Source organism: Arenibacter sp. P308M17, assembly GCF_003426735.1.
In the GTDB taxonomy this organism is placed as follows: domain Bacteria; phylum Bacteroidota; class Bacteroidia; order Flavobacteriales; family Flavobacteriaceae; genus Arenibacter.
The window spans coordinates 22,759-35,131 of the sequence record NZ_QVON01000003.1 but is presented as its reverse complement, the minus strand read 5'-3'; the positions used below and the strand labels follow the sequence as shown (position 1 = coordinate 35,131).

Annotated in this window: 15 protein-coding genes; 9 read left to right on the top strand and 6 right to left on the bottom strand. The window is 39.7% G+C overall.

Features of this window, described 5'->3' with window-relative positions; genetic code table 11:
• Positions 1-33: 33 nt before the first annotated feature.
• The 5 genes from D0S24_RS08160 to D0S24_RS08140 all read left to right on the top strand — a co-directional run bounded on the left by D0S24_RS08160 (position 34) and on the right by D0S24_RS08140 (position 4,976).
• On the top strand, positions 34-1,086 hold the full coding sequence (locus D0S24_RS08160) for a hypothetical protein (protein ID WP_117019397.1): 1,053 nt from the start codon (positions 34-36) through the stop codon (positions 1,084-1,086).
• 245 nt (positions 1,087-1,331) lie between these two features.
• Positions 1,332-1,541 carry a hypothetical protein gene (locus tag D0S24_RS08155; RefSeq protein ID WP_117019396.1) on the top strand — a complete coding sequence of 70 codons (210 nt, stop codon included), beginning with the start codon at positions 1,332-1,334 and terminating at the stop codon, positions 1,539-1,541.
• Between the two features lie 153 nt (positions 1,542-1,694).
• On the top strand, positions 1,695-3,668 hold the full coding sequence (locus tag D0S24_RS08150; protein ID WP_117019395.1) for a tetratricopeptide repeat-containing sensor histidine kinase: 1,974 nt from the start codon (positions 1,695-1,697) through the stop codon (positions 3,666-3,668).
• Positions 3,669-3,670: 2 nt separating this feature from the next.
• The gene (locus D0S24_RS08145; protein WP_117019394.1) at positions 3,671-4,321 is read left to right on the top strand and encodes a response regulator transcription factor; all 651 of its coding nucleotides are present in this window, start codon (positions 3,671-3,673) and stop codon (positions 4,319-4,321) included.
• Positions 4,322-4,364: 43 nt separating this feature from the next.
• Positions 4,365-4,976 (top strand): DUF4230 domain-containing protein, encoded by a 612-nt coding sequence (locus D0S24_RS08140; RefSeq protein WP_117019393.1) that lies wholly within the window; start codon positions 4,365-4,367, stop codon positions 4,974-4,976.
• 27 nt (positions 4,977-5,003) lie between these two features.
• Here D0S24_RS08140 and D0S24_RS08135 read toward each other — a convergent pair whose 3' ends face one another.
• From D0S24_RS08135 to D0S24_RS21060, 3 genes are all read right to left on the bottom strand, one after another.
• The gene (locus D0S24_RS08135) at positions 5,004-6,269 is read right to left on the bottom strand and encodes an acetylxylan esterase (protein WP_251795751.1); all 1,266 of its coding nucleotides are present in this window, start codon (positions 6,267-6,269) and stop codon (positions 5,004-5,006) included.
• Between the two features lie 228 nt (positions 6,270-6,497).
• Complete coding sequence (locus D0S24_RS08130) at positions 6,498-7,058, bottom strand: DUF4136 domain-containing protein (protein WP_117019391.1); 561 nt, start codon at positions 7,056-7,058, stop codon at positions 6,498-6,500.
• A 67-nt stretch (positions 7,059-7,125) separates the two neighbouring features.
• Positions 7,126-7,293: a DUF5522 domain-containing protein gene (locus tag D0S24_RS21060; RefSeq protein ID WP_181938054.1), complete on the bottom strand. Its 168-nt coding sequence runs from the start codon at positions 7,291-7,293 to the stop codon at positions 7,126-7,128.
• A 180-nt stretch (positions 7,294-7,473) separates the two neighbouring features.
• Here D0S24_RS21060 and D0S24_RS08125 point away from each other — a divergent pair, with 180 nt between their 5' ends.
• From D0S24_RS08125 to hemL, 4 genes are read left to right on the top strand one after another with little or no spacing between them, the layout of a single operon-like run.
• Complete coding sequence (locus D0S24_RS08125; protein WP_117019390.1) at positions 7,474-7,827, top strand: hypothetical protein; 354 nt, start codon at positions 7,474-7,476, stop codon at positions 7,825-7,827.
• Positions 7,815-8,720, top strand: coding sequence for a 1-aminocyclopropane-1-carboxylate deaminase/D-cysteine desulfhydrase (locus D0S24_RS08120; protein ID WP_117019389.1), 906 nt, complete (start codon positions 7,815-7,817; stop codon positions 8,718-8,720). The genes D0S24_RS08125 and D0S24_RS08120 overlap by 13 nt, the downstream gene beginning before the upstream one ends.
• Positions 8,717-9,565, top strand: a complete 849-nt coding sequence (locus D0S24_RS08115; protein ID WP_117019388.1) for a glucosaminidase domain-containing protein — start codon at positions 8,717-8,719, stop codon at positions 9,563-9,565. The genes D0S24_RS08120 and D0S24_RS08115 overlap by 4 nt, the downstream gene beginning before the upstream one ends.
• A gap of 3 nt (positions 9,566-9,568) precedes the next feature.
• Positions 9,569-10,858, top strand: coding sequence for a glutamate-1-semialdehyde 2,1-aminomutase (gene hemL, locus D0S24_RS08110; RefSeq protein ID WP_117019387.1), 1,290 nt, complete (start codon positions 9,569-9,571; stop codon positions 10,856-10,858).
• Positions 10,859-10,930: 72 nt separating this feature from the next.
• On the opposite strand, the gene D0S24_RS08105 is transcribed toward hemL, so the two are convergent.
• The 3 genes from D0S24_RS08105 to D0S24_RS08095 form a co-directional block, all read right to left on the bottom strand.
• Positions 10,931-11,389 (bottom strand): hypothetical protein, encoded by a 459-nt coding sequence (locus tag D0S24_RS08105; protein ID WP_117019386.1) that lies wholly within the window; start codon positions 11,387-11,389, stop codon positions 10,931-10,933.
• Positions 11,390-11,848: 459 nt separating this feature from the next.
• On the bottom strand, positions 11,849-12,028 hold the full coding sequence (locus D0S24_RS08100) for a hypothetical protein (RefSeq protein WP_117019385.1): 180 nt from the start codon (positions 12,026-12,028) through the stop codon (positions 11,849-11,851).
• A 141-nt stretch (positions 12,029-12,169) separates the two neighbouring features.
• Complete coding sequence (locus D0S24_RS08095) at positions 12,170-12,355, bottom strand: hypothetical protein (RefSeq protein ID WP_117019384.1); 186 nt, start codon at positions 12,353-12,355, stop codon at positions 12,170-12,172.
• Positions 12,356-12,373 lie beyond the last annotated feature (18 nt).

Here is a 12,373-nt window from a genome sequence, read left to right as displayed (position 1 = left end):
GGTTTGTGGTAAATAATTTAAACCTTAAACTTCATGAAATCAAAATTTAATTTTTTACACCTAATAGTTTTTCTTTTTGTTGTGGTCTCGGTTCGGGCACAGCAATTGGGTGAGTTTAAACCAAAGGATGATGGCTTTAAAGCCAATAATATTGCTGATGGATCAAAGAAAATATTCATTTCCAGCTTCACTGTAAATTTTGAAATTTATAAGGAAGCTGTCGATAAAAAAGAAGCGGGCGGATTTGGCCGAAGCATTAAAAATGCGGCAAAGGCAAAAGCGGCCGTTGGTCTGGCGTCCCTGGATAAAGATGCCATTCAGGCAAAAACAGATCAATTATACACGGAGTTTGTTTCGGAGTTCAAAAATAAGGGATATGAAATTATATCTTTTGAAGAGGCAGGGAAAACAGATAGCTTTAAAGGCTGGGAAAAGGCAGTTGGCCCTATGCTGTTTGAAACCGATATGACGGGGATTATTGCAGTTGTTCCAACAAATTACTCGTATTACTATAAGGATAGAAATGCCTTTTCCTCCAAATTGGACGGATTTGATAAGACTGCCCAAAATTTATCCAAGGAACTGGATGATGCACTTATAGCAGATGTCTCATTGGTATATGTTTTTTCGGCCTTGGGGACCGATTGGAATATAGGCAACCAAGCCAAGGTAAAACTCTTTGTGAATTATAGATTGGCCAACTCTTATACTGTTACCGATGAAAAAACCTCGGCAGGGATAACTAGTATGTTCGATAAATCCAAGCAGGCGGTCGGACTTGCCAGTTATGTAAATTTTACACGTGGCAAAATGAAAATTGGAGGCAGCCCGGAATCGCAATATTTGGGTGGAATGAAATCGGATCTGGAAATTGACGGGGTATTGCAAAAGGAGAAGATTGTAGCCTATTCAACGCAAACCCAGGCTACGGCCACTTTATTGAACCCGATCGTATCCATTAGAGGGGATAATTACAGCCAAACCACCAAATGGCTTGAGCCGGATGGAGGTAAATACGCAGAAGGAATGTATTTGGCAGGTAAAAAGTTGCTTGATTACCATACCAACGAAGCCTTGGGCAAGTAAAGAATACCGCTGGTGGTAATATGGGGAATTAAAGCGACTTACTCCTAGATCCCAAGAGAATATACAAGTTTAGATATGGATATGGGTTTACAGTATCGGGATTAATTTATTAAAACAAACGTGGGTCTAATTTATTTTTAATCGTCAATGGGCTTTTTTAATTTTTAAATGAAACCCACGTTTAATAATATTCTGTATATAATAACAAAAGCATGTTAGTTTCAATTTTGATAGTTCTATCCGCTATGGCCTTAGCTTTGATAGCATGGTTATATTTCAATAATAGAAATAATGCATTGAAAAAAGCCCATAGGGAACTTGTTGGGTATTATCAGGAATGTATAGTACTTCATCGTAACGCCTTTGCTGCCAGGGAAAAGAGATTAAAGAGATATAGTTTTATAAGGTATAATCTTAGGGAATCATTGATTGATCAAATTAAAGCAACAGTTTAAATTTTATTTTAGGAATATTTTATAATCAATATTTCGTCAAATAAAAGTGTTTAGGGAAATATAGCCAAAGTTGTATGGCAGCTAAAAGAACCAAAGCAGAAAACTTAAGCGCTTTCATAGTATAAATTAGAATTTTTTACGATAATTGTACTAATGAAAAGGCAAGGTCTAATTTTTTTGTTGGCCGTTCTAACGATATTAAAATGTTGTGCTCAGCAAGAAAAGCTGGACAGCCTTTTGAAGGTTTCAAAAACCCAAAACGGGGAACTCCTCGTAGGTACGTTGAACGAGATTTCTTGGTATTACAGGAACATACACTTGGATAGTGCATTGGCCTATGCCAGGACTGCGTTATTGGAATCGAAAAAAACGGATCAAAAAAAACTGTATGCATCGGCCTATAACTCTATAGCCAGTGCTTATCAGGCCAAAACAGAGTATGATAGTGCCATTTATTACCACTCTAAAAGTCTTTCCATCAATTATCTAAGGGCAGATAGTATTGGTTTGGCAGATACCCATAATAATTTAGGGATTATAGAGGATGAACGGGGAAATTTTGAAACTTCTTTAGAGCATTATTTTAAGGCATTGGGAATTTATGGGAACAATGCCACAGATCCGGACCTCATTCCCATGGTATTGGGCAATATTGGCATTGTGTATAAAAAGCAGGGAGAATATGCAATGGTGTTGGACTACTACCAACAAGCCCTTGAATTATATAAAAGGAATAAGAATGCCTTCGGGGTTACGGTAACTACCGGTAATATAGGTTCGGCAATGTTGCGTTTAAAAAGATTTGAGGATGCCATTGGTTATTCCCTTGATGCGGCGGAGGGGTATAAAAAATTAGGGTACAATAGATATGTGCCATATATGTTGAACAATGTTGCAGTAGCGGAAGATAGTTTGGGCCAACATGGAAAAGCCGAGAAAATTTATTTGGAGGCCATAGAAATGTTTACTATAGATAACAACGACTATGAACTAACCAATACTAGGATAGGTTTTGCAAAAAACCAATTGGGTTTTAAGAGATATGATTTTGCCATAGCCCAATTGGCCTTAGCCTTGGAAGTAGCCCGGCAGAAAGATTTTAAGGAGTTTGAGGTGAATGCCCTGCAATTGCTATCTGAAGCCTATTATCAAAAAGGGAATACCGATCTGGCCTATAGTACCGGGAAAGCGTTAATTGCTAAAAAAGATAGTTTGTTCCAAATGGCCAAAACCAAGGCCATTTTTGAGTTGGAGGCAAAATATAGGGCTGAAAAAAAAGAGAAGGAATTGTCCGAACAACAATTGCAATTGGCACAAAATAGATTGGAGATCAATAAAAAAAACAATCTAATTTACGGTCTGCTTTCCCTTGCTCTTTTATTAGGGCTGATAGGGTATCTTTTTTACGGGCAACAACGATTGAAGAACAGGCAGCTGTTAAAAGAAAACGAATTAAAAACAGCTTTGGTCCACATTGAGACCCAAAATAGATTACAGGATCAGAGGTTAAGGATATCAAGGGACTTGCACGATAATATAGGGAGTCAATTAACCTTTATAATTTCCTCCATAGATACCTTAAAGTATGGTTTAACCAATGGTGAGGATAAAATAGGGAACAAATTAAATGAAATCGGGATGTTCACCAAAACCACGATCAATGAATTAAGGGACACGATCTGGGCCATGAACAAGGAAAACATCACTTTTGAAGACTTGCAATATAGATTAAACATCTTTATGGCAACGGTAAACAGGGCATCGGAACACTTGAAATTGGATTTCACGGTAGATTCGGATATTGACCCCACCTATTCTTTCACAGCTGAGGAAGGGGTGAATTTATATCGAATCATTCAAGAAGCGGTTAATAACGCCCTAAAATACGCCTTTGTTGACAGAGAGGGATTGGATCATACTATGGAGGTATGCATTCATAAAACTATGGATTTTTTTCATGTTGAAGTGACCGATAACGGGGTAGGTTTTGAACTGTCTGAAGTTACGTTGGGCAATGGCCTGTCCAATATGCAAAAAAGAGCCAAGGACCTAAAAAGCGAATTAAGGTTAACCTCCATGTTGGGCCAAGGAACTTCGGTTGTTTTTAACGTCCCTGTCCGAGAATAAAAATGAATATTAAATTAGCCATTGTAGACGACAATTCTTTTCTGTTGAAAGCAGTAGGGGATAAGCTCGCCTTTTTTGAGGCCATAGTAGTGAAATGGAAAGCGGTCAATGGTCTGCAATGCTTGGAAAAACTGGAGGAAGATCATCATTTGGATCTTATCCTGATGGATATAGAAATGCCCGTTTTAGGCGGTATAGGGGCAACTACAAGAATCAAGGCAAAGTACCCTCAGATAAAAGTAGTGATGTTGACCGTTTTCGATAATGATGAGAATATTTTTAATGCAATAAAGGCCGGGGCCGATGGTTATTTGTTAAAAGATGTTGATCCGGATACCTTGTACAAAGGAATTGTGGATACCCTTAACGGAGGGGCGGCTATGACTCCTTCCGTAGCCCTTAGAACCCTCCGGTTACTCAGAAACCCTATGGCGATAGACCATATTGCAACACAGGAAGAAGTTTTCCTTACAAATCGGGAGGTGGAGGTTTTGGAACAGCTGGCCAAAGGCCTTAGTTATACCAAAATTGCGGAAAATCTGTTTTTATCCCCAAGTACCGTACGTAAGCATATTGAAAATATCTATTCAAAACTTCAAGTGCATAGTAAACTGGAAGCGGTGCAAAAGGCAAAACGCAATAATCTAATTTAAAATTAGTATGGTAATTGTTGGATTATAGCATATATTTAAAGGTATGAAACGGTTTTTTGTTGGTGTTATATTTACGTTGGCCATTGTTTTGATTTTTCGATCCTGTTCTAAGGACAATGAAAGAAAGTCCATTTTAAAGGAGAATTCCATGCTTATTCAGGAGCAGATCAACAATGTTTCCAAATTGATCGTAACCGAAGGACATTTTGCCGAGGTTTATAACTATAAGGATTCCCAGCAATTGTTCGGCCCATTGATAACTGCCCATAAAAAGGCTTTGGTGGTGGTGAATGCCGAGGTGATCGTGGCCTATGACCTAAGTCTGATAAAATTTGAAATAGATGGGGAAACCAAAACACTTCGAATAAAGGATATTCCTGCACCTGAAATTAAAATTAACCCCGATTTTGAATATTATGATGTTACTTCGGATTATTTAAACCAGTTCGATGCCGAGGACTACAACAAAATTAAGCGCAACATTAATACCTCCCTGCTGAAAAAAATAGAGGCCTCCTCTTTAAGATCCAATGCGGAGAACCGACTCTTAAGTGAGCTGTCCAAATTTTTGGTACTCACCAATTCCATGGGCTGGACATTAACCTATGGGGATAGGGATATCCAAAATTTTGAGGAATTAAAGTTATTGGATTAAATAGGTTTGGAACAACATTGTCCGCCACTATTTCACAAAGGAATTGGCCCACTCAATGTAGTTTTTCCAGTCGTAGTCGGTAACATCATGTTTTCCGGTACGGATATGGTAGGAAACGGTATTGTGGATAGGCTCATTTGCCTTTGGCATTTCCATGGATTCTATTCCTTTTTTACCGTAAAGATGGTAGACCTGTGATGCATAATGTGCAGCAAGGAACTCGCCCCTGGGATCGGCCCACTGGTCTTCTTCTGCACTGGCAACATACAGGGGTCTTGGCGCTATAAGGGCCAAAAGTTGGTGTTGGTCTACTGGCAGGGCTTCTTCATTATTGCTGTATTGGTTGAAATTATCACAGAACCAATGGGGAAAACTACTGTTGATACTGCCTACGGTTTCACCAAATTTCCTTTTGGACAGGGCCGCTCCCCCACATCCGGAGTCATTGGAAATTACCCCGGCAAATCTGGTATCCGTGGCTCCGGCCCAAAGAGATGTCTTGCCCAAGCGGGAATGGCCGAAGGCTATAACCTTGGAAGCATCCAGATCAGGATCTTTTTCAAAATAATCCAACGCCCTGACCATGCCCCAACTCCAAGCCGCAATACTGCCCCATTCCTCAGGATTGGGCTTGTTCTGGTTTTGTTGATACATAAGGTGGTGTACCCCGTCCGAGAAATCATTTTTATCCGGATCTACTTCTCCGTAGTAGATGGTAGCCAGGCCATAACCGGCATCCAATATTTTTTCGACTGCCCAACGATGGGCTCTTTTTCCCCTGGATTCCTTGGTCAAGGTATTGTTTTCTATGCCGAACGATTCATTGTTATTGGCCCAGGCCGTTGATATCAATACGGCTTTGTCTTCCGTTATGGTGTGGTTGCCGTAAAAATTATAGCCCAAAAAGATGGGAGCTTTCACAATATGCTTTGGCAAATAGATCAAAATGGTATACCTCAATGTTTTGTTGTTGTTCTTAAAAGTAAGTTCCACCTGTTTGCGCTTGGCTTTTCCATTAAGGGCATTGTTATCCTGTTCTAAAATGGTATAGGAATCTATCTTAAGGGATTTTGGAAGCTTGCCATATACATTGCTTTCAAAAAAGTGAAGCAGCTCCGGCCGTCTCGTATTTTCCCATTTTTTAACCGATTCGATTTTTTTTCCGTTAAAAGTTAGTAACGGATCGGGTACCTCAAAGGGAGGCACTTTGTTTTCGTCGTAATTGGTTTGGGATAGCATTGGGGACAGGCATAAAATAAAAAAAGAACAAATTAAACAGGCCAAAAGCTTCATCGGAATCAATTAAAATTACTGATAAATATATGGAATTCAGATGAGAATAAGGGCCAAAGTTATTTTTGCCAAAGCATTTTCCAACAAATTCAACAGGCCGACTATCAGGTGGCCAGGTTATGGATTTTGGTGATCAAGGGTTTCCAATTCACCTCTTACCAATAATGGACAGAACTGCCTTTTCGGGCAGTCCTGGGTGGTATAAAAAACAAAATTTAAAGAAACTATTTATTTCGTTTCCGATCCGGGAGGATAAGTTTCCAGTATTTCGGAAACAAATTCCTTTATCCTTTTTTCTTTTTTCTCCATATCTCTAATATTGTTCAAGGTGCCAACACCCCTTCCCTGCCAAACCAGTTCCTTGTTCTTGGCATCAATGATGTCTATATACAGGGATCCTTCGGTCCTTGTGCTAACATTGTTTCCTCCGTAAAATGGGGATCCCCAGTAAAAGGGAGACCAGCCCCAACCGTAGAAACCGGCGCCCCAATAGTTGCTGTACACGTCTACCTGTTGCTTTTCCTTGGTAAATATACTTAATAACATATCGGGATTTTCGGATTTCACATAACCTCTAGCGCTCATTTCGGTATCAATGGCCTTTAATATTCTTTTTTTGTCCAAATCCGAAATCTGGGCCTTGTCTATCCCGGTTTTATAAAAGGCATAGGTTTTGAACGAATTAAAATTGACTTCTTTATCATAATCCGATAATACGCGCACCGAAGTGCAGGAACTGGCGAAGAGCAGTACCACGATCGGAAGGACCAAAAATTTAATTTTTTTCATAGCTATTATATTTGAATTAGTACTGGTAATATTCTAGGTAATCAAGCTCAAAAACCATGCCGAACCCTTATTTATGGCCCCTTGCGTTCGTTTTTTGATTGTAGCCGTAAGGACAATGTCTACAGCCACTTTCGCAACAATATCCCCTTTTAAGATGGTATTGTTTTGTGAAAACTTTGTATCCGTCCTCCGAAAGGTAAAAATCCCCTTCCTCCAGTGGTATAAATTTCTTCATTGCTGTAAATTTATGGGATTTATGTCAAATATTTAAGGCTGGTGGACCAAGTAGGGGCAATTTAACAGAGTTTAGCATACTTTTTGTATTTGAACCTATTTTGTTCGTAGTAAGTCGATTATGGTTAGTTTTTATGAAACGACCTTTTATCTTTGATAAGTGTGATTTTTATTATTTGGAATGATTGTAGTATTTAAATACTTTTTTTTCAAGAACTATGTTGGTCTTTCCCTATGGCCCTTCATTATTTTGAAGAACTCTTCCTTAAAAAAGGATACTACCCTGCTTAATCACGAAAAAATACATCTTAGGCAACAACGGGAACTATTGATAATGCCATTTTATTTTTTGTATTTATTGGAGGGCATTATGAGGTATCTCATGTATTTTGATGCCTATAGGGCCTACCGGAGCATTAGCTTTGAAAGGGAGGCCTATCACAATGAAACAAATTTAAATTATCTAAGGGAGAGAAGGACATTTAGTTTTATTAAATATCTTTGGAGCCAAAAGCCTTTGGAGTGCAGGGAATAAATCAAGAAGTAAACCTTTCTATCTTAAGGGAAAAACGGCTTACCCTAGTGGTAAAAAGGGAAGACCTTTTACACCCTTATATTTCTGGGAATAAATACCGAAAATTCAAGTACAATATTTTGGAGGCCAAGCAAAGGGGCCTGGATACTATTTTAACCTTTGGAGGGGCCTATTCCAACCATATTGCCGCCACTGCCTATGCCGGAAATTTGTACGGGATTAGGACCATCGGGCTAATCCGGGGGGAGGAACTGGCCCAAAATTGGAAGCTCAATCCAACGCTGTTACGGGCCCATAGCCATGGAATGGAGTTTAAGTTTATTTCCAGGGAGGCCTATAGGCGTAAGACGGATACCTCTTTTCTGGAGTTGTTGAAGAAGGAGTTCGGTAACTGTTACCTGATTCCCGAGGGGGGTACCAATCTGCTGGCCGTTAAAGGATGTGAAGAAATATTGACTGCCCAGGATAGGGATTTTAATATCCTCTGTTCAAGCGTAGGAACCGGCGGAACCTTGGCCGGGATTATCAATTCTTCCCTTAATCATCAAAGTATTATAGGCTTTCCTGCCCTAAAAGGGGATTTTTTAAGAAAAGATATTCGTAATTTTACGGCAAAAGAAAATTGGGAAATCAACACGGATTATCATTTTGGGGGATATGCAAAGGTTTCCGAAACGCTTATCGATTTTATTAATTATTTTAAGGAAAGCACCAATATCCCTACAGATCCCATTTATACCGGCAAGCTTTTATACGGCATTTTAGATCTGGTAAAAAATGATTATTTTAAACCCGGGACCAAAATTTTGGCAATACACAGTGGTGGTCTACAAGGGATAGCAGGAATGAATTTAGTTTTAAAAAGGAAGAATCTGCCATTAATAAAAGTATGATAAAAAGAATTGCAATAACAACAATACTGGGTTTGTTCCTAGTGGGCTGCGGTGTTAAAAAGAGGACAACCTATGCCAAAAAACCAGATCCAAGGACTACCGTTTCCACGACCAAACCGGAGTCCAAACCTGTAAGCGAATCCAAAAGCGAGGGCATTTATGCCTTGCCGGAGGACAATGGGCAGTTTGTAAAGTTCACGGTCAGTTCTACCGAGGAATATATAGAAACCTTTGCGGAAATAGCCCAGTTTGAAATGAAGGCCTACGGTATACCGGCCAGCATCACCTTGGCACAGGGCATTTTGGAAAGTGGTGCTGGAAGGGGCGTTCTTGGCGCCAAGACCAATAACCATTTCGGCATAAAATGTCATACGGATTGGGAAGGGGATTATGATTTTCACGATGACGATGAAAAAGGGGAGTGTTTTAGGAAATATAACCATCCAATGTATTCCTTTAGGGACCATAGTATATTCTTGTCATCACGGGCCAGGTATGCGTTTTTGTTCCATTTGGACCATGATGATTATAAAGGGTGGGCCTATGGTTTAAAACAGGCAGGCTATGCAACGGACCGTAAATATCCCCATAAGTTGATCGCGCTTATAGAACGCTATGAATTGGATAAGTATGACAGGACGGTAGTAAAGGCCGGTGGTATTGTAAAAAGGGAGCCAAAACTGTACGAACATAAAATTCATATAGTTCAAAAGGGAGATACCCTTTATTCCATTTCCAAACGCTATTTTGTCTCTATTCCTGAATTGATGAAGTTGAACAATATGAACAATAGCAATTTGGCCGAGGGCCAGAAATTGATGGTAAAATCCGAAAAAATTAGATAATCTATGATTTATAGAAGAAGCAGTGCTTTATTTGCTGAAGCACAGCGCTATATTCCTGGAGGGGTAAACTCTCCAGTTAGGGCCTTTAAGGCCGTTGGAGGCAATCCTGTATTTGTGAAGGAGGCCAAAGGGGCGTATTTATACGATGAGGACGGTAACCGATTGATAGATTATATTGCCTCTTGGGGACCGCTGATATTGGGCCATGCCTATGCTCCGGTAATAGAGGCGGTTATTGAAAAGGCAAAAAAGGGAACGTCATTTGGAATGCCTACCGAAATTGAAACCCGATTGGCCAGGCTGGCAGTGTCCATGGTTCCCAATATTGATAAGATTCGTTTTGTAAACAGTGGTACGGAAGCCTGTATGAGTGCCGTGCGTTTGGCCCGGGGATTTACAGGAAGGGACAAAATAATAAAATTTGCAGGATGCTATCACGGTCATTCGGATTCCTTTTTGATTCAGGCCGGAAGTGGAGCGGTTACCTTTGGTAGCCCCAATAGCCCGGGGGTTACCCAGGGTACCGCAAAAGATACCCTTTTGGCAACCTACAACAATCTTGAAAGTGTAAAAGCCCTGGCGGCCGCCAATAAAGGAGAAATTGCTGCCATTATTATTGAGCCGGTAGCCGGTAATATGGGGTGTATTATTCCGGAAGAAAACTTTATAAAGGGATTGCGCGAACTTTGCGACCAAGAAAATATATTGCTGATTTTTGATGAGGTTATGACCGGATTCAGATTGGCAAAAGGAGGTGCCCAGGAAGTATTGGGCATAAATGCCGATATTGTAACCTTCGGAAAGGTAATCGGAGGTGGGTTGCCTGTTGGTGCTTTTGCCGCCAGAGAGGAGATCATGGGGCATTTGGCTCCGGATGGCCCTGTTTACCAAGCGGGAACTTTAAGCGGAAATCCTTTGGCAATGAGTGCCGGACTGGCCATGTTGACCGAATTGAACAACAGGCCGGAAATTTTTAGGAGTTTGGCCGATAAGACCCAATACTTGGGGCAGGGTATGGCAAAGGTACTGACCGATAATCATATTCCTTTTCAGATGAATAGGTTCGGATCCATGATTTCGATTCATTTTACCGAAGAACCGGTGGTGGATTTTGAATCCTCGGCCAAGGGGAACAATGCAGTTTTTAAGAAATATTTCCACGGAATGCTCGACCAGGGCATATATTTGCCCCCAAGTGCCTTTGAGAGCTACTTCCTAAACGATGCCCTCAGTTATGACGATTTGGATGAGACCATTGCGGCTCTGTCCAATATAGCCAAAGATTTACATTGATGCATAAAAGCAAGAAGGCTAAATAGATTCCTTTTGCCTATTTAGCCTTCTACTTTCATAAGGGGAAGGGTTTTATTTCTTAGCCGATCTTTTATTATAGTGATGCATTCCCCTTCTTTTTCTATAGTCTTCCCTAGTTTTTTTCATCTTCTCCCATTTTACATATTGCTCCTTGTCCAATATATTCCTCAGCTTTTCTTTTTGGGCTATCTGGTGGTCCAGCACAGCTATTTTCATAGCATAACGATCTTCAGAAGTTAGTTTTCTAAGCTCACCGCTTTCCTTTTTCGACCTTATTTCATTCATTTTCCCAGAGCGTTTCACGGCATTTTCCAGGTTGAGATCTTGCATTTTCTTTTGTTGGTCATCGGTAAGATCCAAGGCCAATGTCATTTGTTTCGTCTGAAGGGTAGCAATTTGTTCGGGAGTCAAGTCCTTCATAGGGTTTCTGTCCCTCCTACTGCGTTCCGGTGTTTGTGCCATAGCGGTTACCGCGGCCATTAATACTGCAAATACAATTAATTTTTTCATCTGTTTAAAATTTTATAATTAGCTAAAAAATAAGTGATTACAAAATTTACAAACAGATGTAACCACTTCGTTCCCGCCCATACCGAAAAGGTACGTTCGGGCGGGTTTGCAAAAACTTATTTTAATCATATTGGTATGGTATGCTTAAAAAAGTTTATGCTCATTTCATAGTACGATAATTTATTGGTTTTTGAATGTCTTATGTATTTCACCATTGATAATAATGGGTCATAACATAATTAATATTCTATTTTATTTATAGGACAATGCAATAACAGATTGGTTTAATGGGAAAGATTGTTTTAGGGCAATTTTAACAGATGGGCCATAAGGGTGTACGGCCGCAAATGTAATGTAGTTGTCCCAATTCCTGAGAGTTGATGACAAGTGCTTTTAGCCAATAAAAAAGGGCATCAACCTTAGGTTATGCCCTTTTTTAAAATGATTATGGGATTCTTATTATTGAATATTCTTAAATTGATTTGCAGAATTATCGGCCAAGGCTTCTAAAGTAACTTTGGATTTCTTTATTGAAATTCGGTCTATGGTTGCCTCAGAGTTGTCCGATAGATTATTGTAGACTATTGCGGATATCAAAAAGCAAATAAAATATAAAAGACTTTTTATTTTGTAGGACATAGCTTTGGGGCTTTTGTATTATACCTCTAAGATATATCATCTATTGTTCCCGGATGGGCCAATGTTGTGAAACCCGTTTAAAAATGTGGTAAAACGCCCAATAAATGTGGTAGCTAATTTAAAAAGAAGTAAGAAGGAGGTTTATTCCTGTACTTTTTCCAATTCTGCCAGCTTGTTGTCAAGATCCATGTCGTCGGATTGTAACTGAATGATTTCGGCCGAATCCCTATTGTTTTTATTATTATATTCGGGTTCCAAGGCATAGTATAAAACAGCCGAGGCTACAAAACAAACAAAATACAATAAGCTTTTAACTTTGTAAGACATAGATTGGGGGGTATTAAC

Bases quoted from the DNA above. Each gene is read 5' to 3' on its own strand.
- D0S24_RS08145 (WP_117019394.1), top strand. From the start codon at position 3,671: ATGAATATTAAATTAGCCATTGTAGACGACAATTCTTTTCTGTTGAAA.
- D0S24_RS08095 (WP_117019384.1), bottom strand. From the start codon at position 12,355: ATGTCTTACAAAGTTAAAAGCTTATTGTATTTTGTTTGTTTTGTAGCC.
- D0S24_RS21060 (WP_181938054.1), bottom strand. From the start codon at position 7,293: ATGAAGAAATTTATACCACTGGAGGAAGGGGATTTTTACCTTTCGGAG.
- D0S24_RS08130 (WP_117019391.1), bottom strand. From the start codon at position 7,058: ATGAAAAAAATTAAATTTTTGGTCCTTCCGATCGTGGTACTGCTCTTC.
- D0S24_RS08135 (WP_251795751.1), bottom strand. From the start codon at position 6,269: ATGAAGCTTTTGGCCTGTTTAATTTGTTCTTTTTTTATTTTATGCCTG.
- D0S24_RS08115 (WP_117019388.1), top strand. From the start codon at position 8,717: ATGATAAAAAGAATTGCAATAACAACAATACTGGGTTTGTTCCTAGTG.
- D0S24_RS08160 (WP_117019397.1), top strand. From the start codon at position 34: ATGAAATCAAAATTTAATTTTTTACACCTAATAGTTTTTCTTTTTGTT.
- D0S24_RS08125 (WP_117019390.1), top strand. From the start codon at position 7,474: ATGATTGTAGTATTTAAATACTTTTTTTTCAAGAACTATGTTGGTCTT.
- D0S24_RS08155 (WP_117019396.1), top strand. From the start codon at position 1,332: ATGGCCTTAGCTTTGATAGCATGGTTATATTTCAATAATAGAAATAAT.
- D0S24_RS08100 (WP_117019385.1), bottom strand. From the start codon at position 12,028: ATGTCCTACAAAATAAAAAGTCTTTTATATTTTATTTGCTTTTTGATA.
- D0S24_RS08140 (WP_117019393.1), top strand. From the start codon at position 4,365: ATGAAACGGTTTTTTGTTGGTGTTATATTTACGTTGGCCATTGTTTTG.
- D0S24_RS08105 (WP_117019386.1), bottom strand. From the start codon at position 11,389: ATGAAAAAATTAATTGTATTTGCAGTATTAATGGCCGCGGTAACCGCT.
- D0S24_RS08150 (WP_117019395.1), top strand. From the start codon at position 1,695: ATGAAAAGGCAAGGTCTAATTTTTTTGTTGGCCGTTCTAACGATATTA.
- hemL (WP_117019387.1), top strand. From the start codon at position 9,569: ATGATTTATAGAAGAAGCAGTGCTTTATTTGCTGAAGCACAGCGCTAT.